Origin of the sequence: Asanoa ishikariensis (assembly GCF_900107455.1) — a bacterium.
Classification (GTDB): Bacteria; Actinomycetota; Actinomycetes; order Mycobacteriales; family Micromonosporaceae; genus Asanoa; species Asanoa ishikariensis.
This window is the reverse complement of the sequence record NZ_FNQB01000002.1, coordinates 1769432-1793997: the sequence shown is the minus strand read 5'-3', so window position 1 is coordinate 1793997 and position 24566 is coordinate 1769432. Positions and strand designations below refer to the sequence as shown.

The 24566-nt window shown below is 71.5% G+C and carries 24 protein-coding genes; 14 read left to right on the top strand and 10 right to left on the bottom strand.

Going from position 1 to position 24566, the window contains the following annotated elements:
* Positions 1-2: 2 nt before the first annotated feature.
* Positions 3-554, bottom strand: a complete 552-nt coding sequence (locus BLV39_RS22760; RefSeq protein ID WP_176984921.1) for a hypothetical protein — start codon at positions 552-554, stop codon at positions 3-5.
* A gap of 127 nt (positions 555-681) precedes the next feature.
* Here BLV39_RS22760 and trmB point away from each other — a divergent pair, with 127 nt between their 5' ends.
* From trmB to BLV39_RS22745, 3 genes are read left to right on the top strand one after another with little or no spacing between them, the layout of a single operon-like run.
* Positions 682-1314 carry a tRNA (guanosine(46)-N7)-methyltransferase TrmB gene (gene trmB / locus BLV39_RS22755; protein WP_239083772.1) on the top strand — a complete coding sequence of 211 codons (633 nt, stop codon included), beginning with the start codon at positions 682-684 and terminating at the stop codon, positions 1312-1314.
* Positions 1311-3827 carry a DEAD/DEAH box helicase gene (locus BLV39_RS22750; protein ID WP_090796333.1) on the top strand — a complete coding sequence of 839 codons (2517 nt, stop codon included), beginning with the start codon at positions 1311-1313 and terminating at the stop codon, positions 3825-3827. The genes trmB and BLV39_RS22750 overlap by 4 nt, the downstream gene beginning before the upstream one ends.
* 58 nt (positions 3828-3885) lie before the next feature.
* Positions 3886-4512 (top strand): hypothetical protein, encoded by a 627-nt coding sequence (locus BLV39_RS22745; RefSeq protein ID WP_176985019.1) that lies wholly within the window; start codon positions 3886-3888, stop codon positions 4510-4512.
* A gap of 202 nt (positions 4513-4714) precedes the next feature.
* On the opposite strand, the gene BLV39_RS22740 is transcribed toward BLV39_RS22745, so the two are convergent.
* Entirely contained in the window at positions 4715-5683 is a 969-nt protein-coding gene (locus tag BLV39_RS22740) for a hypothetical protein (protein WP_143049845.1), read from the bottom strand.
* Positions 5684-5803: 120 nt separating this feature from the next.
* Between BLV39_RS22740 and BLV39_RS22735 the strand changes: the two genes are divergently transcribed.
* Positions 5804-6547 carry a GNAT family N-acetyltransferase gene (locus BLV39_RS22735; RefSeq protein ID WP_090796319.1) on the top strand — a complete coding sequence of 248 codons (744 nt, stop codon included), beginning with the start codon at positions 5804-5806 and terminating at the stop codon, positions 6545-6547.
* A 33-nt stretch (positions 6548-6580) separates the two neighbouring features.
* Here BLV39_RS22735 and BLV39_RS22730 read toward each other — a convergent pair whose 3' ends face one another.
* Together BLV39_RS22730 and BLV39_RS22725 are read right to left on the bottom strand one after the other, a co-directional pair.
* Positions 6581-7351: a class I SAM-dependent methyltransferase gene (locus tag BLV39_RS22730; protein WP_090796315.1), complete on the bottom strand. Its 771-nt coding sequence runs from the start codon at positions 7349-7351 to the stop codon at positions 6581-6583.
* A complete protein-coding gene (locus tag BLV39_RS22725) occupies positions 7351-8094 on the bottom strand; it encodes an AfsR/SARP family transcriptional regulator (RefSeq protein ID WP_090796311.1) in 744 nt (247 codons plus the stop codon). The genes BLV39_RS22730 and BLV39_RS22725 overlap by 1 nt, the downstream gene beginning before the upstream one ends.
* A gap of 32 nt (positions 8095-8126) precedes the next feature.
* Here BLV39_RS22725 and BLV39_RS43110 point away from each other — a divergent pair, with 32 nt between their 5' ends.
* Complete coding sequence (locus BLV39_RS43110; protein ID WP_176985018.1) at positions 8127-8291, top strand: hypothetical protein; 165 nt, start codon at positions 8127-8129, stop codon at positions 8289-8291.
* A 16-nt stretch (positions 8292-8307) separates the two neighbouring features.
* Here BLV39_RS43110 and BLV39_RS22720 read toward each other — a convergent pair whose 3' ends face one another.
* Positions 8308-9123 (bottom strand): DUF427 domain-containing protein, encoded by an 816-nt coding sequence (locus tag BLV39_RS22720; protein WP_090796307.1) that lies wholly within the window; start codon positions 9121-9123, stop codon positions 8308-8310.
* Positions 9124-9141: 18 nt separating this feature from the next.
* A complete protein-coding gene (locus tag BLV39_RS22715) occupies positions 9142-10170 on the bottom strand; it encodes a DUF4331 family protein (protein ID WP_090796302.1) in 1029 nt (342 codons plus the stop codon).
* A gap of 88 nt (positions 10171-10258) precedes the next feature.
* Between BLV39_RS22715 and BLV39_RS22710 the strand changes: the two genes are divergently transcribed.
* The 4 genes from BLV39_RS22710 to BLV39_RS22695 are packed head-to-tail and all read left to right on the top strand — an operon-like array spanning position 10259 to position 12872.
* Complete coding sequence (locus BLV39_RS22710; RefSeq protein WP_239083773.1) at positions 10259-10912, top strand: transporter; 654 nt, start codon at positions 10259-10261, stop codon at positions 10910-10912.
* The gene (locus tag BLV39_RS22705) at positions 10909-11226 is read left to right on the top strand and encodes a transcriptional regulator (RefSeq protein WP_090796298.1); all 318 of its coding nucleotides are present in this window, start codon (positions 10909-10911) and stop codon (positions 11224-11226) included. Before BLV39_RS22710 ends, BLV39_RS22705 begins: the two co-directional genes overlap by 4 nt.
* Positions 11223-12116 carry an ABC transporter ATP-binding protein gene (locus BLV39_RS22700; RefSeq protein WP_090796295.1) on the top strand — a complete coding sequence of 298 codons (894 nt, stop codon included), beginning with the start codon at positions 11223-11225 and terminating at the stop codon, positions 12114-12116. Before BLV39_RS22705 ends, BLV39_RS22700 begins: the two co-directional genes overlap by 4 nt.
* 15 nt (positions 12117-12131) lie before the next feature.
* Entirely contained in the window at positions 12132-12872 is a 741-nt protein-coding gene (locus BLV39_RS22695) for an ABC transporter permease (RefSeq protein ID WP_090796291.1), read from the top strand.
* A 41-nt stretch (positions 12873-12913) separates the two neighbouring features.
* Here the strand turns inward: BLV39_RS22695 and BLV39_RS22690 are convergent, their stop codons facing one another.
* On the bottom strand, positions 12914-15187 hold the full coding sequence (locus tag BLV39_RS22690; protein ID WP_239083774.1) for a HelD family protein: 2274 nt from the start codon (positions 15185-15187) through the stop codon (positions 12914-12916).
* Between the two features lie 88 nt (positions 15188-15275).
* Between BLV39_RS22690 and BLV39_RS22685 the strand changes: the two genes are divergently transcribed.
* From BLV39_RS22685 to BLV39_RS22675, 3 genes are all read left to right on the top strand, one after another.
* Complete coding sequence (locus tag BLV39_RS22685) at positions 15276-16448, top strand: winged helix DNA-binding domain-containing protein (RefSeq protein WP_090796284.1); 1173 nt, start codon at positions 15276-15278, stop codon at positions 16446-16448.
* 32 nt (positions 16449-16480) lie between these two features.
* A complete protein-coding gene (gene hrpA, locus BLV39_RS22680) occupies positions 16481-20401 on the top strand; it encodes an ATP-dependent RNA helicase HrpA (RefSeq protein ID WP_090796281.1) in 3921 nt (1306 codons plus the stop codon).
* Between the two features lie 78 nt (positions 20402-20479).
* The gene (locus BLV39_RS22675; protein WP_090796277.1) at positions 20480-20965 is read left to right on the top strand and encodes a universal stress protein; all 486 of its coding nucleotides are present in this window, start codon (positions 20480-20482) and stop codon (positions 20963-20965) included.
* On the opposite strand, the gene BLV39_RS22670 is transcribed toward BLV39_RS22675, so the two are convergent.
* On the bottom strand, positions 20962-21453 hold the full coding sequence (locus tag BLV39_RS22670; RefSeq protein ID WP_090796274.1) for a GNAT family N-acetyltransferase: 492 nt from the start codon (positions 21451-21453) through the stop codon (positions 20962-20964). The genes BLV39_RS22675 and BLV39_RS22670 overlap by 4 nt on opposite strands.
* A 9-nt stretch (positions 21454-21462) precedes the next feature.
* A complete protein-coding gene (locus BLV39_RS22665) occupies positions 21463-22251 on the bottom strand; it encodes an SDR family oxidoreductase (protein WP_090796270.1) in 789 nt (262 codons plus the stop codon).
* A 79-nt stretch (positions 22252-22330) separates the two neighbouring features.
* On the opposite strand from BLV39_RS22665, the gene sigJ reads away from it, so the two are divergent.
* Together sigJ and BLV39_RS22655 are read left to right on the top strand one after the other, a co-directional pair.
* Positions 22331-23212, top strand: a complete 882-nt coding sequence (gene sigJ / locus BLV39_RS22660) for an RNA polymerase sigma factor SigJ (RefSeq protein ID WP_090796266.1) — start codon at positions 22331-22333, stop codon at positions 23210-23212.
* Positions 23212-23853 carry a phosphotransferase gene (locus BLV39_RS22655; RefSeq protein WP_090796262.1) on the top strand — a complete coding sequence of 214 codons (642 nt, stop codon included), beginning with the start codon at positions 23212-23214 and terminating at the stop codon, positions 23851-23853. Before sigJ ends, BLV39_RS22655 begins: the two co-directional genes overlap by 1 nt.
* Here BLV39_RS22655 and BLV39_RS22650 read toward each other — a convergent pair.
* Positions 23850-24563 (bottom strand): carbonic anhydrase, encoded by a 714-nt coding sequence (locus BLV39_RS22650; RefSeq protein ID WP_239083775.1) that lies wholly within the window; start codon positions 24561-24563, stop codon positions 23850-23852. The two genes, BLV39_RS22655 and BLV39_RS22650, sit on opposite strands and share 4 nt — an antisense overlap.
* Between the last annotated feature and the right edge of the window lie 3 nt (positions 24564-24566).

The window sequence follows — 24566 nt, the reverse complement described above, 5'->3', positions numbered from 1 at the left end:
GTTTAGGCGGTGCGCCGCCGGCGCAGGGTGACCACGGCCAGCACGAGGCCGGCGGCCAGCGCGGTCATGCCGCCGGTCAGCACCAGCGTGCTGTTGTCGTCGCCCGCCGTGCCACCGAAACCGGTCGCCGGGCCACGGCTGGGCTGGCTGTCGTTGAGCACGTTGAGCGTGGCCTCGGCGCTGCCGGCTAGGAAGCCCGGGCAGTCGAGCACGACCCGGTACGCCCTGGCCCGGGTGTCGGCCGGGATGGTCACCGCGCCGGTCAGGTGGCCGAACTGCGGCTCGACCACGACGTCGTCGAAGGCGGTCGACTCGACGGTCGCGGTGTCGTTGTCTTCCGGCGGCTCGTCGTCGGCCTTGGTGCAACTCGCCCGGATGCCCACGATGTAGCCGGCCTCGACCGTGCTCGGCGTGAGCTCGAGGAACAGGCCGTCCGGGACGTCGGCCACCGCTGGAGTAGGTGTCGGCGCGGGCGCGGCGAACGCCGGCGCGCCGGTCATGACGACGATCAGGGCCGCAACCGCGGCTGTGGCTAGCGCTCGACGACCGGACATCGTGACCTCCCTGCCGCCCGTGCGTCGATTGTCGCATTTGGAGCGCCCGCGCGACACCTGTCAAAATCGGTCGGTGAGTGCTATCGCTGTGTCGCATATCCGCACCTTCCATAACCGTGGAGGGCGGATGGGTGACCGGCATCACGATGCCCTCGAACGGCTCTGGCCGTTGTACGGGTCTTTTGTCTCTGGCGAACCCCTCGTAGCCTCGGCGTTGTTCGGCCGTTCCGCGCCGCTGGTCGTGGAGATCGGCTCCGGGATGGGTGACGCGACAGCGGCGATGGCCGAGGCCGACCCCGACCGGGACTACCTGGCGGTGGAGGTGCACGTCCCGGGCATCGCCTCGCTGCTCAGCCACATCGAGACGCGCGGGCTGCGCAACCTGCGGATCGCCCGCGGCGACGCCATCGACCTGGTGACGCACGCGCTGCCCCCGGACCGCCTCGCCGCGGTGCACGTCTTCTTTCCCGATCCGTGGCCGAAGCTCAAACACCACAAGCGCCGCATCATCCAGCCGGCGCACGTGGCGCTGCTGCGCTCCCGGCTGCTGCCCGGCACGGGTGTGCTGCATTGCGCGACCGACTGGGCGCCGTACGCTGCGTCGATGCTGTCAACCCTGTCGGCCGACCCCGGACTGGTGAACACCGCCGACGGATACGCGCCCCGGCCCGCGTACCGCGCGGTCACGCATTTCGAACGGCGCGCGGCCCGGCAGGGGCGCGACGTGTTCGACCTGGTCTTCCGCAGGCGCGCCGCGTGAACCTCGCCGACCGGATCCCGGCCGACCACACGCCCGACTCGCTCTTCGACGCGTTCGTGGGTTGGGCGAGCGAGCGCGGCCTGACCCTCTATCCGCACCAGGAAGAGGCGTTGATCGAGCTCGTCTCGGACGCCAACGTCATCCTCAACACGCCGACGGGCTCGGGAAAGAGCCTGGTCGCGACCGGTGCGCACTTCGCGGCGCTGGCTTACGGGCGGCGCACCTTCTACACCGCGCCGATCAAGGCGCTCGTCTCCGAGAAGTTCTTCGACCTCTGCCGGATCTTCGGTGCGCAGAACGTCGGCATGCTGACCGGCGACGCGGCCGTCAACGAGACCGCGCCGATCATCTGCTGCACGGCGGAGATCCTGGCCAACATCGCGCTGCGCGACGGCACGTACGCCGACGTCGGTCAGGTCGTGATGGACGAGTTTCACTTCTACGCGGAACCGGACCGGGGCTGGGCCTGGCAGGTGCCGCTGATCGAGCTTCCGCACACGCAGTTCCTGCTGATGTCGGCGACGCTCGGTGACGTGTCGCGGTTCGAGACGGACCTGACCCGACGCACCGGGCGCCCGACGGCGGTGGTCAAGTCGGTCGACCGGCCGGTGCCGCTGATGTACACGTACGCCGTCACGCCGATGCACGAGACGCTGCAGGAACTGCTGGACACCCGGCAGGCACCCGTGTACGTCGTGCACTTCACGCAGGTCGCCGCGCTGGAGCGGGCCCAGGCGCTGATGTCGGTGAACGTGGCCACCCGGGCCGAGAAGGACCAGATCGCCGCGGCGATCGGCAACTTCCGGTTCTCGGCCGGCTTCGGACGCACATTGTCCCGGTTGGTGCGCCACGGGATCGGCGTGCACCATGCCGGCATGCTGCCCCGCTATCGGCGCCTCGTCGAGACGCTGGCCCAGGCCGGCCTGATGAAAGTCATCTGTGGCACCGACACGCTCGGTGTCGGCATCAACGTGCCCATCCGGACGGTCCTGTTCACCGGACTGTCCAAATACGACGGCGTACGCGTGCGGCTACTCAAGGCCCGCGAGTTCCACCAGATCGCCGGCCGGGCCGGCCGGGCCGGGTTCGACACCATCGGCACCGTGGTGGTGCAGGCGCCGGAGCACGTGATCGACAACGAGCGGGCGCTGGCGAAGGCGGGCGACGACGCCAAGAAGCGTCGGAAGGTCGTGAAGAAGAAGCCGCCGGAGGGCTCGATCGGCTGGGGCCGCGCGACGTTCGACCGGCTGATCGACGCCGAGCCGGAGCCGCTCCAGTCGTCGTTCCACGTCTCGCACGCGATGCTGCTCAATGTGATCGGCCGTCCCGGCGACCCGTTCCAGGCGATGCGGCACCTGCTGACCGACAACCACGAGGAGCCGGCCGCCCAGCGCAAGCACATCAAGCGGGCGATCGCCATCTACCGCGCGCTGCTGGCCGGTGGCGTGGTGGAGCGGGTCTCGCCGCCGGACGCGTCGGGCCGGACCGTGCGACTGACCGTCGACCTGCAGGCCGACTTCGCGCTGAACCAGCCGCTGTCGCCGTTCGCGCTGGCCGCGATCGAGCTGCTGGACCGCGAGTCGCCCGAGTACTTCCTGGACGCGCTCTCGGTCATCGAGTCCACACTGGACGACCCACGGCAGGTGCTGTCCGCCCAGCGGTTCAAGGCGCGCGGCGAGGCCGTGGCGGCGATGAAGTCCGAGGGGATCGAGTACGAGGAGCGGATGGAACTCCTGGAGGAGGTCACCCACCCGCGGCCGCTGGCTGAGCTGTTGGAAGACGCGTACAACATGTATGCACGTGGTCATCCGTGGGTCTCCGACTACGAGCTGGCGCCGAAGTCGGTGGTCCGCGACATGTACGAACGGGCCATGACCTTCGGCGAGTACGTGTCGTTCTACGGGCTGTCGCGGTCTGAAGGGTTGGTCCTGCGCTACCTGGCCGATGCCTATCACGCGCTGCGCCGGACCGTGCCCGAGGACTCGCGGACCGAGGAGTTGTCGGATCTGATCGAGTGGCTGGGCGAGCTGGTTCGCCAGGTCGACTCGAGTTTGCTCGACGAGTGGGAGCGCCTGCGCGACCCGCAGTCGGTCGACGAGGAGGTAGCCGACATCGAGCGGCCGCCGCCGGCCGTCACCCGCAACCGCCGGGCGTTCCGGGTGCTGGTCCGCAACGCACTGTTCCGCCGGGTGGAGCTGGCCGCGCTGCGGGATTGGGAGTCTCTTGGGGAGCTCGACGGTGCGGACGGCTTCACGGCGTCGGAGTGGGCTGCGGCTTTGGAGCCTTACTTCGACGAATATGCCGATATTGGCGTCGGGCCGGATGCGCGTGGTCCGTCCCTGTTGCTGATCGATGAGAAACCCGACCGCTGGGACGTTCGGCAGATCTTCGACGACCCCGAGGAAGACCACGACTGGGCCATCGAGGCCACGGTCGATTTGGCCGCTTCAGACAGTGCGGGAGTAGCCGCGGTGACCGTAACCCGGGTGGGCACAGCGGCCTCTTTCGATTAGAATAGGTGTACGAAAATCGCCGCTGACCAGCGGAGATCTTGAGGCCTGGAGGGCACCCGTGACCTCACCCGCCGTCCCGTACGCCACTCTTCTCGCGTTCGCCCGCTACGTCGACCGCACCGGCCCCGCCAAGGCCACGTTCGTCGGCGGCCTCCGCAAACAGCGCGAGTCCCGCTCCGGCTTCAACCCCCACGGCCAGCTCATCAAGGCCCTCAAGTCCGACATCGCCTTCCACGGAGCCGGCCGCTACCTCCACGCGGTCGTCAACGAGGTCAAGCCCCGCTGGAAGCCCCTCTACGAGGCCCTCCTACCGGGAGCCCTGACCTACCTGGGCACCCTCGACAAGGACACCGACCTAGCCCAGACCCGAGACGCGATCGCCATGCTCGGAGACCTACCGGTAAAGATCAACCCCCACTTCGGCCTACGCCACGCAGACGGCCAGGCCGAAGCCGTGCGCCTACACATGGACGAGCAGCCCCCCAGCCCCGAAACAGTGATGGCCACCCTGCACCTGATGAGCCGCCACATGGACCAGGTCCTCCCCCACGCAACCGCAACCCTGGTCGACCTCCGCCGCGGCATCGCCCACCGGCCCGACCCATCGGTGAAGACGACGCAGGTCGAGCAGTGGCTGGCCGGCGAAGCGGCCGCCTTCCGCACGACCTGGTCGGTCGCGGCGTAAGCGGGCGTCGCCGGCCGGGGGCGCTTTGGCGCCTCCGCGCCGGCGGGACCGGGATGGCGCGGATCGGTCGCTGCAAACGACTGCCATAACTCGTCTGGTGCTTCCGCGCCGCATAGCCACACCGGCCCGTCACGGCCATCTCCCGCCACAACCCGAACGCCATCGGGCGCGCTCGCGTTCCGCGTTGGCCGGCCGGCGTCTCCTAGATGGCTAGGTCGAGGGCTCTCGACTTGGCGAAGTCCCAGTAGGTGCTTGGTGCACGCTTCGCCAGGAGTCTCGCTGCTTCCTCGAATCTCCTGATGGAGCTGAGTCCGATCCTGGCGGCCGCGAGCGTGGCGTGGCGAGCCAGTGGCTCGAAATCAGGCGGCTTCAGTTTCGCGCTGGTCACTACGACCTCGATCAGAGCCGGCGCCTCGCTCACTGCGGCGATCATGTCCGGGTTCAACGTGCTCACGCTGTCCAGGTCCACCCTGACCAGGGATTCGTGACCGCGGAGACTCGGCAGGGCTTCGAACTTCAGGCTTTCCACCCATAGCCACTCCAGCTTCTCGAGCCGGGAAAGAAAATCGAGCTTGCCGAACCCCCGGACACCGCGCAGCACCAGCAGCCGCAGACCTTCGAGCTCACCGAGCGCCGACGTCTCCTTGATCGAGCCGTTCGTGATCGCCAGCGTCTCCAGAGAGCGCACCGGAAGGTGCGCCACCACGCGATCAGCGGCGCTGTAGTTCCAGAGGGCGACGCTGCGGAGCGACTGGTTCGACCCAAGCAGCGATCCCAGACCGAGCTCGTGCTTGACCAGGCGAAGTCCGCGCAGGTTGCGGGCCGGGATGTGGGTCAGATCAACGCGCGCGGCCGTGTAGTCGAGGTTCAGGTAGGTCAGGCTCTCAGCGACCTGCTCCAACGGACGCAGGTCGGTGAGCCCGGGCAGATCGATCGAAAGACGGGTCAGGCCGGGAAACCACCGCAGGAAGTCGAGGTTCTCGAGCGGTGAGCCGCTGGTTCCGTACGCCCGCAGCGTCACGTCGGGGTTGGCCTTCAACCACTCCGCCAGCCGCGCGTAGTCATCGTCCGTAAGCGGCTCACGAAACTGTACGCGGACCAAATCGCTCCTGGTCGGCAACCGTTCGATCGGGCTCGACAGCGAGTCGAAGCTACCCAACAGATCTGTCACGGGTGCAGTAGACCATCGACGCGTAGGAAACACCTGACTCGTAGGAGGTGCGTCATGATGGCCCGTCTGCAGGACTGAATCGGGTGGCGGGGCAGCGCGCCGCGACCGTAGGGTCCGCACATGCCCGACGAAGAGCTGCGCGCCGACGACGGCACCGTGTTGGCCCGGTTCCGGTCACGGGACGACGACGGCGAACGCGTCGCCGCCGAGGTGCGCCCCGTGCCTGGCGTGCCGGTGGCCCGGGTGGCCGCGCAGGCCCGGCGCGACCTGGCCGGGTTCCGGCTGGAGACGCCCGACGACGCCCTCGCCGCCGCACTGGTCGCCGACGGGATCGCCCTGGAACGGTCCGCGATCGACCTGAGGCACGACCTGCGCGACCTGCCGGAACCGGTCGTGCTGCCGGACGGTTGGACGCTGGCGGAGGCCGGCTGGGACGACGATCTCGCGGCAGCGGCCGCGGCGGCCTACTCCTCGGGCCACCCCGACGGCGGCTGGACCGAGAACGACACCAAGGCCGTGCGCGGCATGTTCGAGCGCGACGATCCCGTGCCACCGCTGGCAGCGGCGTCGGCCCGGCTCGTCGGCCCAGACGGGCGCAGCGCCGGCCACGTGCTGTGCGCCGGCCCGGTGCCGTGGCTCGACTACCCCTGCGCGTGGATGCTCAACATCGCCGTCGGACCGAAGGCGCAGGGTCGCGGGTTCGGTCGCGCGCTGCTGACACACGCGCTGCACGGCACCCGCGCTGCCGGCCTGCCCACCCTGGATCTGTCCGTTGTGGACGACAACCCGGCCCGCCGCCTCTACGACGCGGCCGGCTTCCAACCGGTCATCCGGGTGCTCACCCTGCACCTGCCGGCGGCCTGACGCGGAGATCGTGACCCGGGCCGAACGGCTGGATCACCGCGCCGCGATCACGTAGCGGAAGACGTTCTCCTGCCGGTACGAGCCGTCCGGTTGGCGGAACGGTTCGAGCGCCGCCGCGTACGCCGCCCGGGCCGCGTCAGGGCCGATCGTGGCGATCGCGGTGCGGAACGGGCCGACCGCCGACTGGCCGCGCCAGCCGGTGGCCAGGTCGGGGAACGTGAACGGGCACCGCACCTCGGCGCCGGCCGTGATGGTCAGGGCGGCACCTTCCAGCAGGTCCTCGATGGCACCCGGCGTCGAGATGGACGGCCCTTCCGCGCGCGGCGGCAGCAACGACCGGAGCTGCGCGAAGACCGTCTCGGTGTCGCAGCGCGCCGGGTCGCCCCACATTCCGACGGCCACCCGGCCGCCCGGCGCGACCACGCGGGCCAGCGAGTCCACCGCCGCTGCCGGCGAGGCCGCGTACTGGAGCGTGTTGAACGACATCGCCACGTCGAAGGATGCCGGGCCGAACGGCAGGTCCTGGATCTCGCCGACCCGCAGATCGGCCTCCGGCAACCGGGTGCGGGCTCGCGCCACCATCGGCTCGGCCGCGTCGAGACCGGTCACCCGCGCGCCGGCGTCGGCCGCCAGCATCAGCGCCTGCCCGCTCCCGCAGCCCGCGTCGAGCACCCGCCGGCCGGCCAGCGGGGCGAGCGCGGCCAGGGTCGCCGCGTACAGCGGCACTGTCCAGGGTTCGCAGACCTCCATCCAGTCGTCGACCGCCGCGCCCCACAGCGGTCCCTGCTCCGCCGCCGATCCCATCAGCGCGACCTGAGCAGGTCGGCATGGGCCGAGCGGACCGCGGCGCACGGGTCCACACCGAGCTCGTCACGCAGCCGCACCCTCAGGAGCTCGTACGCGACCAGCGCCTCAGCCACGTTCCCCCGCGCGGCCAGCGACCGCATCAGCAACAGGTGTCCCGTCTCCCGCAGCGGCGCCGCCTCCACCAGGTCGCGGGCCGCCCGCTCGGCGCCCGGCAACTCGGCGCCGCCGATCGACAGGCAGGCGGTGGCGTAGCACTCCAGCGCCCGCGCGTGCACGTCTCCGAGCCGGGTCCGCCACGACTCCGCCCACGGCGCGGTCGCCTCCGGGAGGAACGGGCGGCCCGCGACGAACCGCGCCGTCAGCGCCGCCGGCCAGGCCCGCAGCCAGTCCCCTGCCACGACCGCCGACTCGGCCCGGTGTGCCGACGACAGCGCCGTCTCGACGTCGACCACCGCCGACGCCGGGAGCTCCACCGACAGCTCCGAGCGGCCGCGCACCATCGCCGGGCCGGTCGTCGCGCGTACCCGGGAGACGAGCGCGTTCAGCGCGGACCCGGCCGCCGGCGGCGGCGATCCGCCCCACAACTCGTCGATCAGGCGATCGCGGGGCACCGGACCGGGGCGGTGCAGCACCAGGTACGCGAAGAGCAGCCGGCTCTGCCGCCCGGGCAGCGTCAACCGCCGGCCGTCGACCTCGACCAGGAACGGCCCGCACAGTTGGATCCGGACCGAGGGCTGCAAGCGGCACCTCCCGCGCGGAAGAATGGGCAGTGATGACGCGCCAGGTTCGATGTGAGTGTGGCTTCGTCGCCCGCGGTGACTCCGACGACGCCGTGATCGTGCTCGTCCTGGCCCATGTCGCCAGCGAGCACCCCGCTCTCGCGGAGACCGAGACCGCCGACGACATCCGCGGCTGGATCGAGCTCGTGCCCGAATAGCCCGAATAGCCCGCCCTTAGCTGACGCCGAACTCGTCACGCAGCGAGCGCACCACCGCACCGCCGGGGCGGTCGCGGAGCTTGCCGTCGACGGTGACGTCGAGCAGGTCGTCGTAGAACGCGACCAGGCCGGCGATCGGCATCGCGTCGGGCAGGGGCGCCTGGTAGGACCAGACCACATTGGACCGGGAGTCCGTCGACCAGTACGAGGCCTCGCCCTTGTACGGGCAGTACGAGACCTGGTCGCTCGCCGTCAGCGCGGCGACCACGTCCTCCCGGGGCAGGTAGAACCGCACCGGCAGGTTGGTCTCGAACACCAGCACCGCCCGGCTGGTCTCGGCCAGCAGCGTGCCGCCGTCCTCGATCCGGATCCGCCGGGAGCTGGCCCGGGCGTCCACGCGGTGGTACGGGTCGCGCGGGTGCGCGTGGATCCGCTCGTCCTCCTCGAACCAGTCGAACGCGTCGAAGTCGAGCACGACGTAGTCGCTCAGCTCGGGGTCGGCGGGCCGGAACCCGGCGTCCGGCCGGCTCTGGCCGCCGCCCGAGATGCTCAGCGGCTGGCCCGCGGTGGAGTGCACCGAGAACGGGATCCCGGGGTGCAGGAACCCCGGGCCGCCGGGCATCACCTCGTCGCCCGCGGTGGTCGACGCCCGCAGGTCGGCCACCGGCACCGCGTACGTCGGGACGATCCGCCGGGGCTCCCAGACCAGCACCGCGTCGGTGGTGTCCACAATGGTCTCGCCGCCGAGGGCGACACGGACCCGCTTCTCGGTCGGTTCGTGGCGCAGCTCCTTGAAGCGCTGCGCCATGGCGTCACGCATCCGGGTACTCATGTCACCACCTTGGCGCAGTCAGGACGCCGGCACCACCCACGGGAAGGTGTCCTGCCGCATCGAAGCAGCCACCGACGGGTCCAGGCCGGAGCTCGTCGCCGAGTCCAGGACCAGCGAGAACATCACCTCGGGCGCGTTGTCGGCCAGCGTGCGGCCGTTGATGCCGGTGAAACCGAAGCTGGCCGGCGTGCCGACGGTGTACGGCATGACCTCCGGGAAGATCCGGCGCGCGACGAGCTGGCCGTAGCCGTCGGGGTCGGCCGAGTTCCCACCGTTGGCGGACACGACCGCGGCGATCTTCTCGGCGATGTACTTGCCGTCCTGGTTGAAGTCCTGCGACGGGTGCCGCTCGTTGGCGGGGTTCGAGAAGTCGGTGTCGTCCGGCCAGAAGATCGGCCACATCATCGGCAGGCCGAACCGGTTGACCTGGCGCCAGCCGCCGGCGTCGGTGGCCAGCTTCGTCGTGCACCAGACCCCGATCTCCGCACCTGGCCGCAGCCGCGGGTGGTCGTGCGAGATCTCGATGACGATCGTGTAGACCTGCGTACCGCCGAAGGTGTTCTTCGGTTTGCCGGAGCGCCATTTCGACAGGTCGACCTTCGTGCCGTCCTTGACGGCCGCGTTGATGACGAACAGCTCGTCGAGGTCGATGTAGAACGGGTCGTTGATCCGGCCGGCGAAGACCCGGACGTTGCCGCCGTCGATGGGGTCGCCGGTATGGCCGGCCGCGACACGGACACCGGTCCCGTCCTCACCACGGGCCTCGGTGCCGCTCAGCTCCCACACCTCGTACGCCTGCCGCCCGTCGGAACCGGCCGGGTCGAACGCCACCCGGTAGGTCAGCTCCTCGGTGTCGGCGCCGTCGAAGTGCACCCGGAACTCGTAGCGCGCCTCCGCGTGGAAACCGGGTGTGACGTTGGGTTCGGTGATGTTGGAGTTGACGTCCATCATCAGCACCGTGCACCCGTCACCGCCGAAGACATAAAGATCGTCGATGAAGAGCTGACCACTCTGGCGCGCCAGTGGCGTGTCGAGATGGTGGGACATCGCGTCCTCCCCCGATAGACCGCGGAGCTTTCGACGCTACTCGCGGGGCCTCTTCCCAAGCTCGACTTTGTGTTTTAAAGTTCTTTACGTGAGTGAGAGCTTTGTCGACAACGACCAACCGCCCGGTGACCCCGCCGAGGCGCTCCGGATGATCGAGGAGCAGCGCGCGTCCGCGCTCCGCCAGATCTACGTCGACGACCGCTGGTGGTTCTGGCCCTGGGGTTTCGCCTGGCTGGTCGGCTTCGGGCTGATCTTCCTGAGGTTCGGCCCCGACGGCCGGGTCTTCGTCAACCTGCCGGAGTGGCTGCCGACCGCGGTGCTGGTCGCCCTGGTGGTGGCGGCCGGCGTGATCTCCGGCGTGACCGGGGCGCGGGCCTACGGCCACCTCGCCGGCGAGTCGGCGAAACGCGGCGCCTACTACGGCTGGGCCTGGATGGTCGCCTTCACGAGCATGACGGTGATCCTGATCCGGATCAGCGACCAGCTACCGGCGGACCTGCAGAGATTGGTCTGGGCGGCCGTCATGGTCGGGCTCACCGGCGCGCTGCACCTGGCCGGCGGGGCGATCTGGCTCAACCGCCAACTCTTCCTGCTCGGCGCCTGGATCTCGGTGGTCAACGTCGCGGGCGTCCTGGCCGGCCCGGGCTGGCAGTCGCTGATCATGTGCCTCGCGGCCGGCGGCGGCATGATCGTCTTCGGTCTGGTGGCGAGCCGCTGGCACCGCCGAGGTCGACCGGCATGACTGATAGGCCTCTGGACCCGGTCATTCATGCCCAGGCCCGGTTGCGGGTGGTGGCAGCACTGTCCACATTGGGCGCGGGCGACCAGATCGCCTTTCCGCGCCTGCAGGAGATCCTCGGCATGACGGCCGGCAACCTCTCGGTGCACCTGCGCAAGCTCGAGGACGCCGACTACATCGAGATCACCAAGACCCACCGTGGCCGCACCCCGGTCACCCTCGTCGCGCTGACCCACCGCGGCCGGATGGCCTTCGAGGAATACACCGCATCGGTACGCGCCCTGCTGCAACCCCCGGACATCAAGGAGCGAACATGATCCTCGCCGAGGCGATCGAGGTCAGCCGGCGGTACGGCGACGTCACCGCCCTGGACCGCGTCTCCCTCCAGGTCACGCAGGGCGAGCTGGTCGGCCTGCTCGGCCCCAACGGCGCCGGGAAGACCACGCTGGCCAACCTGCTGACCGGGGTACGCCGCCCGGACGAAGGCCGAGTCACGCTCTGCGGCGGCGACCCGCGCGACCCGCGTACCCGGCGGACGCTCGGGGTGACGCCCCAGGAGACCGGGCTGCCGGCCACCCTGCGGGTCGGCGAGGTCGTCGAGTTCGTCGGCGCCCACTACCCCGACCCGGTCCCCCGCGCGGAACTGCTGGACCAGTTCGGCCTGAGCGACCTGGTCAAGCGGCAGACCGGCGGGCTCTCCGGCGGCCAGAAGCGCCGGCTGGCCATCGCGCTCGCGTTCGTCGGCCGGCCGCAGGTGGTCGTGCTCGACGAGCCGACCACCGGCCTCGACGTGCAGTCCCGGCGCGGCCTGTGGGACGCCATCAAGGCCTACCACGCCGACGGTGGCACGGTGCTGCTCTCCAGCCACTACCTGGAGGAGATCGAGGCACTCGCCGACCGGGTCGTGGTGCTCGGCCGGGGCCGCGTGCTCGCCGACGACACGGTCGCCGCCGTGCGCGGCATGGTCGGCGTCCGCCGGGTCAGCTTCGCGCACGACGGCGAGCCGCCGACCCTGCCGGGCGTCGTCGCGATCGAGCAGCGCGAAGGACGCACCCACCTGTTGACTCCGGACTCCGACGCGCTGGTCCGCGCGCTGGTCGTGTCCACGGTGGACTTCCGGGACCTGGAGGTCGCACCGACCTCGCTCGAAGAGGCCTTCCTCGCCATCACCGACAGCTCCTCCGACGCCGTCGCCCTCGCCGCCTGAGAACGGGAGCACCCCTTGACGACGCTCAGCCTCGTACACGCCAGATATCAGCTCCTCGAGACCATCCGGATCCCGATCGCCCTGATCGGTTCGGCGTTCTTCCCGGCCGCCTCGATGCTCTTCTTCGTCGTGCCGTTCGCCGGCGACGACCCGGTGGCGGCCACCTACGCCACCGCCTCGATGGTCACCTTCTCCATCATGGTGAGCAGCCTGTTCACCTACGGCGTCGGCGTCGCCGACGACCGGTCCCAGCCCTGGGACGGCTACATGCGGACGCTGGCCGCCGGCGCCGGACCCCGGTTCGCCGGGCGCATCCTCGCCGGCATGGCGATGTCACTGGTCTCGTTGGTGCCCGTCGTGCTGATCGGCGCGCTGTTCACCGAGGCGACCACCACTACGATGGGCTTCCTGCTGGGGATCGCCACCGTGTTCGTCGGCGCGCTGCCGTTCACGCTGATGGGCCTCGCCATCGGCTACGGGCTGCCCCTCAAGGCCGCCCTGGTGGTCTGCCAGGTGATCTTCTTCCCGCTGGCCTTCGGGGGCGGCCTGATGTCCGCACCCGACCAGGCGCCCGGCTTCATCCAGACGATCGCGCCGTACCTGCCCACCCGCGGTGCGGTCGAGCTGATGTGGGCGGCGGTCGGCGACTACTCGCCGCACGCCACCTCACTGTTCGCGTTCGCGGTCTGGACGGTGGCGGCCGGCGCCGTCGCGGTCTGGGCCTACCGCCGCGACGAAGGTCGCCGGTTCCGCTGAGAAGAGGGAGCTGACCGGGGGTCACGGGGCCCCCGGTCAGTTCACTTGAGCACGGTCAGCCGTTGCGTCGCGCGGGTCAACGCCACGTAGAGGTCGTTGACCCCGCGCGGCGACTCCGCCTCGATCCCGTCCGGGTCCGCCACCACCACGGCGTCGAACTCCAGACCCTTGGACTGGCGGGCGCTGAGCACAGCCACCGGGCTCTCCAGGTCGGGCTCGTCACCCACCGCGACAGCGAGCGATGGCAGCGCGGCCCGCACCTCGTCGGCCAGCGCGGAGACCCGGCCCGCCGGCGCGATCACCGCGAGCCGGCCGCCGCCGAGCGCCTCGGCCTCGCCGGCCAGCACCGTCGCCAGATCGTCGAGCGAGCCCTGCAGCGGCTGCTGGCCGGTGGACCGCACCGAGCGCGGCGGCTTGGCCGCCGGGTCGATCCGGGCCAGCACCTCGCCGGCCAGCGACATCACCTCGGCCGGGGTGCGGTAGTTGACGCTCAGCTCGGCCAGCTTCCAGCGGTCGGTGACGTACGGGTCGAACACCTCGGACCAGGACGACGCACCGGCCGGGTCGCCGGTCTGCGCGATGTCGCCGACCACGGTCATCGACCGGCTCGGCGAGCGGCGCATCAACACCCGCCAGGCCATCGGCGAAAGCTCCTGCGCCTCGTCGACGATGACGTGCCCGAACGCCCACTTCCGGTCGCGGGCGGCCCGCTCGGCGGCGCTGAGGTATTCGCCGTCCTCCTGCCGCTCGGCCAGCCGGGACGCGTCCAGCAGGTCGGTCACCAGCAGCAACTCGGGGTCGTCCTCGTCCTCCACGTCGATCGACGCCGAGCCTCGGGCGATCTCCAGCGCGCCCTCCGCGTAGGAGAGCTCGGAGCGGCGTACCCGCTCGGCCATGGTCTTCGCCGCGGCCTCGAGCTCGGGCAGCGGGCCGAGCTGCTGAGCGGCCTCGTCCAACAGCGGCGCGTCGGCGGGCGTCCACGGTGAGCCGGCCGGCCGGACCAGTGCTGCGGCCTCGGCCAGGGTGAGCGAGTCGCCACGGGCGGCCGTCAACCGCTCCGCCGACGAGAACAGGTCGCGCAGCAGTCGCTGCGGGGTCAGCCGGGGCCAGAGGGTGTCCAGTGCCGCCCGCACACCGGGGTCGGCGGCCAACTCGGCGCGGATGTCGGCCAGGTCGGCGGCACCCATGAGCTGCGGGTCGCCGGGCGCGTCGTCCCCGCCGAGCGGGTCGTCGGCGTACGGGTCGGTGCCGATGATCGCGGCGGCCTGCTCGACCAGCCCGTCGATCAACCCCTCCTGGAAGACGTCGCGGGCCTGGTTGTGCACCCGCCCCGAGCGCCGGGCGCGGTCCCGCGCGGTGGCGACCAGCGCGGAGTCGATGGTCAACGGCTCCCGTTCGAGCTCGACGACGATCGGCTCGGTGGGCAGCTCCTGGCGGTCGGCGATCGCGGCCGCGAGCACGTCGACCATGCCCAGGCGGCCCTTGATCGCGGCCACCCGCTCCGGCTCCTCGCCGCGCGCGGTCACGCCCGGGAAGAGGTCGCCGAGCGTCCACAGCAACACGCCGGTCTCGGCCAGCGACGGCAGCACGTGCGAGATGTAGCGCAGGAACGTCGGGTTGGGGCCGAGCACCAGAACGGCCCGGGTCGAGAGCTCGCGCCGGTGGGTGTAGAGCAGGTACGCCGCGCGGTGCAGCGCCACCGCGGTCTTGCCGGTGCCCGGGCCGCCCTGGACGACCAGCACCCCGCTGAGGTCGGCCCGGATGATCCGGTCCTGTTCGGCCTGGATGGTCTCGACGATGTCGCGCATCCGGCCGGTGCGGCTGGCGTCGACGGCGGAGAGCAGGGCCGCCTCGCCGGCCAGCCCGTCCCGCGTGCCCGAGCCGGCCGCGGCCGACAGGTCCAGCACCTCGTCGTCGAGCGCCACGACCGTGCGCCCCTTGGAGCGGATGTGCCGGCGCCGCCGGATGCCCAGCGGGTCGGCGGCGGTGGCCAGATAGAACGGCCGGGAGGCGGGCGCGCGCCAGTCGAGCAGCAGCGGCTCGTAGTCGCCCTCCTCGTCGAAGATGCCGATCCGGCCGATGTAGAGCGGCGCGCCGGTCTCGGGGTCGAGGCGGCCGAAGCACAGCCCGCTCTCCACGGCGGAGAGCTGGGCGAGCTGCTCGGTGTACATGCCGACCGACGACTCGCGCTGTGATCGGGCCTGCGGGGTGCCGCCGGTCGCTTCGAGCGCTCCGGACAGGCGCGTCTCGGCCAGCGACCGCATCCCGTCGAGCCGGTCGTAAAGCCCCGTCACGTGTTTCTGTTCAGCTTCCATCTCGGCAGGTGAGTCTGTGGGATCGAGGACGCGACTAGGATCAACGCGCTCAGACAACGACGTTCCTTCCGGAAGCGAACCGGGAACCATGCGAACTCCCCAAGATACCGCGACCGCTGCCGGGCTGAACCGTGCGCTGCTCGCCCGTCAGGGCCTCCTGGACAGGCACAAGGGCCCGGGTGGCGCGAAGCACAGCGGCAAACCCCTGGTGTCGGCTATCGAACAGATCTGTGCCCTCCAGGCTCAGCAGTGGTCCTCGCCGCCGGTCGGGCTGTGGAGCCGGCTGGCTGACTTCGTCGCCGCCGATCTCTGGGCGGTGCTGGACAAGGGTGACGTGGTCACCGGCATCCTCATGCGTCGCACCCTGCACCTGGTCAGCGCGGCGGAGCACCCGGTCTGGGCGCGGATCGCGGCGGAGACCGGGGTCGGTGGCTGGCTGCTGCGCGGCGTCGAGACCCCGGAGCGGGCCGACGACATGCTCAAAGACACCATCGCGTACGCCCAGCAGACCCGGACCGGCGACGAGTTGACCGCCTTCGCGGACCAGTGGGTGCAGGAGCACCCCGATGCGCTGCCGGCCAAGGCGGTGACCGCACAGCAGGAATACAAGTGGCGGCCGTTTCGGGCGCAGCCGGCGTTCGTCAAAGTGCCGGCCGACGACTCCTGGGGCGCCAAGACGCCCGCCGCCTACCGGGCCGGTCCACCCACTCCACGCGGCTTGACCAGCGAAAAGGCGTGGGAGACGGCGGTCACCCGGCACCTGGGCGCGTTCGGGCCGGCCGGCGCCGACGACATCGCGTACTGGCTGGGCTCGCCGGCCGGGCCGGTCAAGGCCGCGATCGGCCGGCTCGACCTGGACACCCTCGGCGAGGACGCCGGCGGCCGGCGGGTGCTCTACGACCTGCCGGACGCGCCCCGGCCCGCGGACGACACCGCCGCACCGCCGCGCTTCCTGCCGGCCTTCGACAACGCGCTGCTGGCGTTCGCCGCCAACCGCCGGGCGCGGATCCTGCCGGACGCGTACAAGGAACGGGTCTATCTCAAGCGGAACCTGCGCTGGCTGCCGACGCTGCTGGTCGACGGTCTGGTGGCGGGTGTCTGGTCGGCCGAGACCAAGCGCGGCGTGGTGACGCTCACGGTGACCGCGTTCGACAAACTGACCAAGGTCGCGGCGGCCGAGGTCGAGGCCGAGGGTGAGGCACTGGCCCGGTTCATCGAGCCGGCCGCCAAAGATCACGTTGTCCGGATAACCGCGAGCTGATCCGGACCCGCCCGCCTATCCTTGGGCGCGAGATGAACGCGCCCAACCCGTCGCCGCAGACCCGCCTGTCGACCCTGACCCTGCGCGACGCGCACCGGCTGGGCCGGCGGTTGGAAGGCACCCGCAAAATCCGCGACGCCGCCAAGAAGGCCACCGCCGTCGCCGCCATCGAGACCGAGATGGACGCGGCCGAGGCCCAGGTCGCGGCCCGGCACGCCGCTGTCCCGGTGATCCGCTATCCGGCCGAGCTGCCCGTCAGCGAGCGGCGCGACGACATCGCCGCCGCGATCCGCGACCACCAGGTGGTGATCGTCGCCGGCGAGACCGGGTCCGGCAAGACCACCCAGATCCCCAAGATCTGTCTTGAGCTGGGCCGCGGCGTACGCGGACAGATCGGGCACACGCAGCCCCGCCGGCTGGCCGCCCGCACCGTCGCAGACCGGATCGCCGAGGAGCTGGGCACGCCGCTGGGCAGCACCGTCGGCTACAAGGTGCGGTTCACCGACCGGGGCGGCGACGACACCCTGATCAAGCTGATGACCGACGGCATCCTGCTGGCGGAGCTACAGAACGACCGCGACCTCCTGCGGTACGACACGCTGGTGATCGACGAGGCCCACGAGCGCAGCCTCAACATCGACTTCATCCTCGGCTACCTGGCGCAGCTCCTGCCCCGCCGGCCGGACCTCAAGGTCGTCATCACCTCGGCGACCATCGAGACAGAGCGGTTCGCCCAGCATTTCCGCCAGCCTTCCGGTGAGCCGGCTCCCGTGGTCGAGGTTTCCGGCCGGACCTATCCGGTCGAGCTGCGCTACCGGCCGCTGGTGCTGGAGGAAGAGGTCGACGAGGAGGACGAGGACGAGGTCGCCGGCGCGCTCGTCCGTGATCCGATCACGGCGATCGGCGACGCGGTCACCGAGCTAGCGGCCGAGGGTCCCGGCGACATCCTGGTGTTCCTCAGCGGAGAGCGGGAGATCCGCGACGCCGCCGACGCGCTGGGCCGGCTCGACGTGCCACATCTGGAGATCCTTCCGCTGTACGCCCGGCTGTCCTCCGCCGAGCAGCACCGGGTCTTCCAGCCACACACCGGTCGCCGGGTGGTGCTGGCCACCAACGTCGCCGAGACCTCGCTGACCGTGCCCGGCGTCAAGTACGTCGTGGACCCGGGCACCGCCCGGATATCGCGCTACAGCCACCGGCTCAAGGTGCAGCGGCTGCCGATCGAGCGGGTCTCCCAGGCGTCGGCCAACCAGCGCAAGGGCCGCAGCGGCCGCACCTCGCCGGGCATCTGCATCCGGCTCTACGACGAGCAGGACTTCCTGTCCCGGCCGGAATACACCGAGCCGGAGATCCTGCGTACCAACCTCGCCTCGGTCATTCTCCAGATGACCGCGATCGGCCTCGGCGACATCGCGAAGTTCCCGTTCATCGACCCGCCGGACCGGCGCAACATCACCGACGGCGTCGCGCTGCTCCAGGAGTTGGGCGCGCTCGACGAGACGAAGCGGCTGACGGAGGCCGGCCGCCGCCTGGCGCAGCTCCCGGTCGACCCGCGCCTCGGCCGGATGGTCCTGGAGGCCGACCGCAACGGCTGCCTCGACGAGGTGAGCGTGGTCACGGCCGCACTGTCCATCCAGGACCCGCGCGAGCGCCCGGTCGAGCACCGCACGCACGCCGACCAACTGCACGCCCGGTTCACCGACCCGGACTCGGACTTCGTCACCTACCTCAACCTGTGGAGATACGTGAGGGAGAAGCAGCAGGAGCTGTCCTCCAGCGCGTTCCGCCGGCTCTGCCGTTCCGAATACCTCAACTACCTTCGCGTACGCGAGTGGCAGGACATCAACTCCCAGCTCCGCCAGGTGACCAAGTCGCTCGGTCTGGTGCCGTCGACGTCGACGGACCCGGCCCGGCTGCACCAGTCGCTGCTGGCCGGGCTGCTCTCTCAGATCGGCCTGCGCGAGGGCGAGAAACGCGAATACCTGGGTGCCCGCAACGCGCGCTTCGCCATCTTCCCCGGCTCGTCCCTGGCCAAGAAGCCGCCGCGGTTCGTGATGTCCGCCGAGCTCGTCGAGACGTCACGGCTTTGGGCCCGGGTCAACGCCCGGATCGAGCCCGAGTGGGTCGAGCCGCTGGCCGGCCATCTCGTCAAGCGCAGCTACAGCGAGCCCCACTGGGAGAAGAAACAGGCCTCGGTGGTCGCGGTCGAGCGGGTCACCCTCTACGGCGTGCCGATCGTGGTCGGGCGGCGGGTCTCGTACGGCCGGATCGACCCGGTCCTGTCCCGTGAGCTGTTCATCCGCAACGCCCTCGTCGAGGGTGACTGGCAGACCACCCACCACTTCTTCCGCGACAACGCCGCGCTGCTGGAGACCGTGGCCGCGCTCGAGGACCGGGTGCGCCGGCGCGACATCCTGGTCGACGAGGACACCCTCTATTCGTTCTACGACCAGCGGATTCCCGCCGACGTCGTGTCCGGGCGGCATTTCGACACGTGGTGGAAGAAGACCCGGCACACCGATCCCCGCCTGCTGACGTTCACCCGCGAGTTCCTGGTCAACGCCGGCCGCGGCGATGTCAGCCCCGACGCCTATCCCGACGTGTGGCGGTCGGAGTCGGCACCGCTGCCGCTGTCGTACGAGTTCGCCCCCGGGACCACATCGGACGGTGTCACGGTCGACGTGCCGCTGCCGATGCTCGGCCAGGTGGCGCCGGAGGACTTCGACTGGCAGGTGCCCGGGCTCCGCGAAGACCTGGTGGTCGCGCTGCTCCGCTCACTGCCGAAGGCGATCCGCACCAACTTCGTGCCCGCGCCCGACTTCGCCCGCGCGGTGCTGACCCGGATCACGCCCGCACCCGGGCTGTCGCTGATCGAGGCGGTGACCCGGGAGCTGCGCCGGATGACCGGCGTGACGGTGCCGCACGACGCCTGGGACCTGTCCCGGGTGCCCGACCACCTGCGGCTGACCTACCGGGTGGTCGACGGCGACCGTGAGGTGGCCCGGGGCAAGGACCTGGCGGCGTTGCAGGCCAAGCTCAAGGCCGAGGTGCGGGCGACCGTCACCGCCGCCGCGCCCGGCATCGCCCGCACCGGGCTGACCGCGTGGGACTTCGGCCCGCTCCCGCGCACCCTGGAGCAGGACCGGGCCGGCTTCCGGGTCACCGCGTACCCGGCGCTGGTCGACGAGGGCACGACCGTCGGCGTCGAGGTCTTCGACAGCGCCGGGGAGCAGGCGGCCGCGATGATCGCCGGCACCCGCCGGTTGTTGTTGTTGAGCCTGCCCAACCCGGCGACGTTCCTGCAGGGCCGGCTGACCAACCAGCAGAAGCTGGCGCTGTCGCGCAACCCGCACCGCAACGTCGCCGACCTCCTGCGCGACTGTGCCGGCGCGGCCGTGGACCGCCTGGTCGACCAGGCCGGCGGTCCGGCCTGGGATCCCGCCGGATTCACGGCGCTGCGCGACGCGGTCCGGGCCGACCTGGTCGACACGGTGGCCGCGGTCGTCAGCCGGGTCGAACGCGCCCTGGCCGCCCAGCACGCGGTCGACCAGCGGATCGGCCGGATGTCGGCGCTCGACGCGTTGGCGACGCTGACCGACGTGAAGGCGCAGATCTCCCGGCTGATCTACCCCGGCTTCGTGACCGCCACCGGCTGGACCCACCTCGGCGACCTCCCTCGCTACCTGTCGGCGGTGGAACGGCGGCTGGACCGGCTGGGCCAGGACGTCGCCCGCGACCGCAACGGCCAGGCCCGGATCGCCCAGGTCCAGAAGGAGTACGACGCCATGCTGGCCGCGTTGTCACCGAGCCGCCGGCGCGCCGAGGCGGTCGCCGAGATCCGCTGGATGATCGAGGAACTGCGGGTCAACGTGTTCGCGCAGGCGCTCGGCACGCCGTACCCGGTGTCGGAGCAACGCATCTACAAGGCGATGGACGCCGCCGAAGCGTCCTGACGTCAAAATTTCACCCGCCGGCGTCAGGATCGTGGCAAGACCATCGACGCGGGCGTCCCCGCGGTCCATTATTGGCCGATGCGATCGAGGATCGTGGTCGGTGTCAGCCCGTCGCTGGCCGGCCTGCAGGCACTGCGCTACGCGGTGAACATGGCTCGCGCGCGCGGCGGCACCGTGCACGCGGTGCGGGTGTGGTTGTTCCGCCCGCTCTGGCGCGACACCACCGCGACGTTCGAACGCCGGGTGCATCTCGCCGAGGCCGAGTTGCTGATCCCGCACGCGTTCGAGGCCGCCATGGGCGGCCCACCGGGCGATGTCCGGGTCGAGCCGGTGGTCCTGGAGGGCCTGACCGGCCAGAGCCTGGTCGAGCACGCCGACGAGGACGCGGACCTGCTGGTGGTCGGCGGCGACCGACGCGGGTCACACCTGCTCGGCAGTGGCCCGGTCACCCGTTACAGCGTCCGGCACGCCCGCTGCCCGGTCGTCGTGGTGCCCCCGCCGGCCCTGGCCCAGCGGCAACCGGTCGACGCGCTCGTGCGCGAACTGGGCCGCGAGCTCGCCTAGCCGCGCTTGCCCATGATGACCGTGCCGTCGCCGATGCCCGGACCGATGACCGCCCAGCCCTCGGCGGCGTAGAGGCGGCGGGCCGGGTCGGTGTCGTCGGCGGTGGCCATCAGCAGCAGTCGATCGTGGCCGATGCCGTCGAGCAGGGCCCGCAGCAGGGCGCGGCCGGTGCCGCTCCCCCGCGCGGCGGGCAGCACCCCGAGGCTGACGAGCTCGAAGTGCCCGCCCAGCCGCTCGTCTGCCACCTCGGACGGCAGGGCCGCCCGGGCGTTGTCGGTCCACCACTGGCCGTGCTCGCCCGTGTAGCCGTAGGCGAAACCGACCAGATCCTCGTCGTACGCCCGGGCGAGCCGGAAGCCGGCGCGCATCCGGTGGCGGTCCCAGACGGTGTCGCGCCAGCTCTCGTACGAGTCGTGGTCGCCGAAGACCGCGTCGTACACCGGCCACACGGCGAGTCCGTCCGCCGTCCCGGCGACCTCGATGCGCACGCGTCCACGCTAGACCGCGAGCCGTTGCGTGAGGAACTCCTCCCACGTCACGTGCCCGACCGCGTGCTCCGGCGTCAGGTTGGCTCCCGCGCGGAAGGCGCGGGCCGCACCGCCGGGCGCTGGCACCGCCAGGATGGGTCGGCGGCGACCGGTCGCACGCAGGTACGAGCGGGCCAGGTCGGCGAAGGGGTAGATCCGCGGACCGCCGATGTCCGCCACGAGACCCTGCGGCTCACCGAGCGCGAGCTCGACCAGCCGCTCCGCCACCTCGTCGGCGGCGACCGGCTGCATCTTCGTGCCGCCCGGCGCGAACACCACCGGCAGCTTCGCCATCGCCGCCACGGCCTGGAACGCGAGCTCGTGGAACTGGGTCGCGCGCACCGTCGTGTAGGGAACGCCGGAGCTCGCCACGATCTCCTCGGCCGCGCGCTTCGCCGCGACGTAGCCGAACATCGCGCGGTCGACGCCGCTCGTCACGGGGGTGCGGTCGGCGCCGACGACGGAGATGTAGACCACATGCCGGACGCCGGCCTTCGCCGCCGCGTTCATGAGGTGACGCGCCTTGACGTCGTCGCCCTTCTGGCTGCCGGCGCAGTGCACGACGGTGTGCACGCCCTCGACGGCGGCCGTGGCTCCCGCGCCGGTTTCCAGGTCACCGGCCACATAGGTGACCCCGTCCGCGGCCGGCTTCGGGTGCCGGGTGAGCACCCGCACCTCGGCGCCCTTCGCACGCAGCCGGGCGACGACGAACTGCCCGAGCGTGCCCGTACCGCCGGTGACCAGAATCGGAGTTTTCACGACTTTCCTCCCGCTGTGTGAGCATTTGTAGCTTCGCTCTTCTACAGGTATGACACGGGGTGGCGAGAGGATGTGACCGGTGGACGAAACCGAGTTGGCACGGAATTTCGAGGAGCACCGCGGCCACCTGCGGGCGGTCGCGTACCGGATGCTCGGTTCGTTCAACGAGGCCGACGACGCGGTGCAGGAGGCCTGGCTGCGGCTGGCCCGCACCGATGCCGCCGAGGTGACCAACCTCGGAGGCTGGCTGACCACCGTCGTCGGCCGGATCTGCCTCAACCTGCTGCGGTCCCGCAGCACCCGGCCGGAGCTCTCGCTCGACACGCACGTGCCCGACCCGGTGGTGAGCCCGGCCGACGGGGTCGACCCGGAGGACGAGGCGCTGCTCGCCGACGCCGTCGGGCTCGCCCTGCTGGTCGTGCTCGACACGCTGAACCCGGCCGAGCGGCTGGCCTTCGTACTGCACGACATGTTCGCCGTGGCCTTCGACGAGATCGCGCTGATCGTCGACCGCTCCCCCGCGGCCACTCGGCAGCTCGCCAGCCGCGCGCGGCGCCGGGTCCAGGACGCGGCGCCGGCGCCGGACACCGACCTGGTCCGCCAGCGCGCGGTGGTCGACGCGTTCTTCGCCGCCTCGCGGGCCGGCGACTTCGAGGCCCTGGTCGCGGTGCTCGACCCGGAGGTGGTGCTGCGGGCCGACGGCGGCACGTCCCGGCCCACCTTCTCCGCGATCATCCGGGGCGGCGTCGCGGTGGCCGGCCAGGCCCGCACCGCGCGCCAGCTCGCCCCGTTCGTCAAGCCCGCGCTGATCAACGGCATCCCGGGCGCGGTCATCGCGCCGCGCGGCGAGGTCGTCTCGATCATGTCGTTCGTGGTCCGCGAGGGCCGGATCACCGAGATCCACGTCCTGGGTGACCCGCACCGCTTGCGCGGCCTCGACCTCGCGGCTTGGGTGGGCTGATGGAGTTGATCGCGTCAGGACGGGACTGCGACGTGTACGCGCTCGGCCCCGACCGGGTCCTGCGCCGCTCCCGGCACGGCCGCGCCGCCGCGCCGGAGGCCGAGCTGATGACGCACCTCGCGGCAGCCGGCTATCCGGTGCCGATCGTGTACGACGCCGAGGGCGCCGACCTGGTCATGGAGCGCCTCGAAGGCCGGACCCTGCTCGCCGCCGCGGTCGACGGCACGGCCGGCCCATCGGATGCCGCCGCCATCCTCGCCGACCTGCACCGGCGACTGCACGCGCTGCCCGCACGCACGGCGAACGGCACGGACGACCGGATCCTGCACCTCGACCTGCACCCGGACAACGTGATGCTGACCCCGCGCGGCCCGGTGCTGTTCGACTGGGCGAACGCGGCCGAGGGGCCGCCCGACCGCGACGTGGCGATGACGCTGCTGATCATGGCGCAGGTGACGCTCTGGACCCACGAGCCGGCGCTGGCGACCGTCGCCAAGGCGGGCTTCGCCGAGCTCCGCGCCCACCTGCCGCGCCCGTCGGCCGCGGCGCTGGCCTGGGTGGTGGACCAGCGCCGCGCGAACCCGACGATGAGCAGCGCGGAGCTGGCCCAGCTCGACCAGGCCGCGGCGCTCGTCGCCTAGAGCAGCGTGACCGCGGCGCTGTCGAGGTCGTAGCGGGCGCCCACCACGCGCAGCGTGCGGGCGGCGACCGCGTCGCGGACGATCGCGCTGCCGGCCAGCAGCCGGGCCACCTGGTAGCGGACGTTGGCCCGGACCCCGTTCTCGACGGTGTCGCCGGGCTGGTGGAGGACCGGCTCGATCGCGGGCCGCAGGGCCTCGACGAGCGCGCCGATGGAGCCGGGCGGCGTGCCGCCGCTCTCGATGGTCTCGACCGTGGCGGCGACCGCGCCGCAACGCTCGTGGCCCAGCACGACCAGCACCGGCGGCGCGAACTCGGCCACCGCGTACTCGATGCTGCCGGTCACGACGTCGTCGACGATGTTGCCGGCGACCCGGTTGTCGAAGATGTCGCCCAGGCCCTGGTCGAACAGCACCTCCGGCGACACGCGCGAGTCGGCGCAGCCGAGCACGATCGCGAACGGGTCCTGGCCGGCGGCGAGCCGCCGCACGTCGGCGACGCCCTGGTGCGGGTGGCGCGAGCGGCCGGCACGGAAGCGGGCGTTGCCGGCAAGGAGGCTGGCCAGGGCGGCGGCCGGGCTGGTCGGGTGGGTGGCGGAAGCGGCGGCCGGCAGTCCGGACGCGACGGCCAGACCGGCGGCGACACCGGCCACCCCGACGCCGGTCAGCACGCCACGACGACTCAGGACATGTGCATGCGTGGATTCAGTCACGCC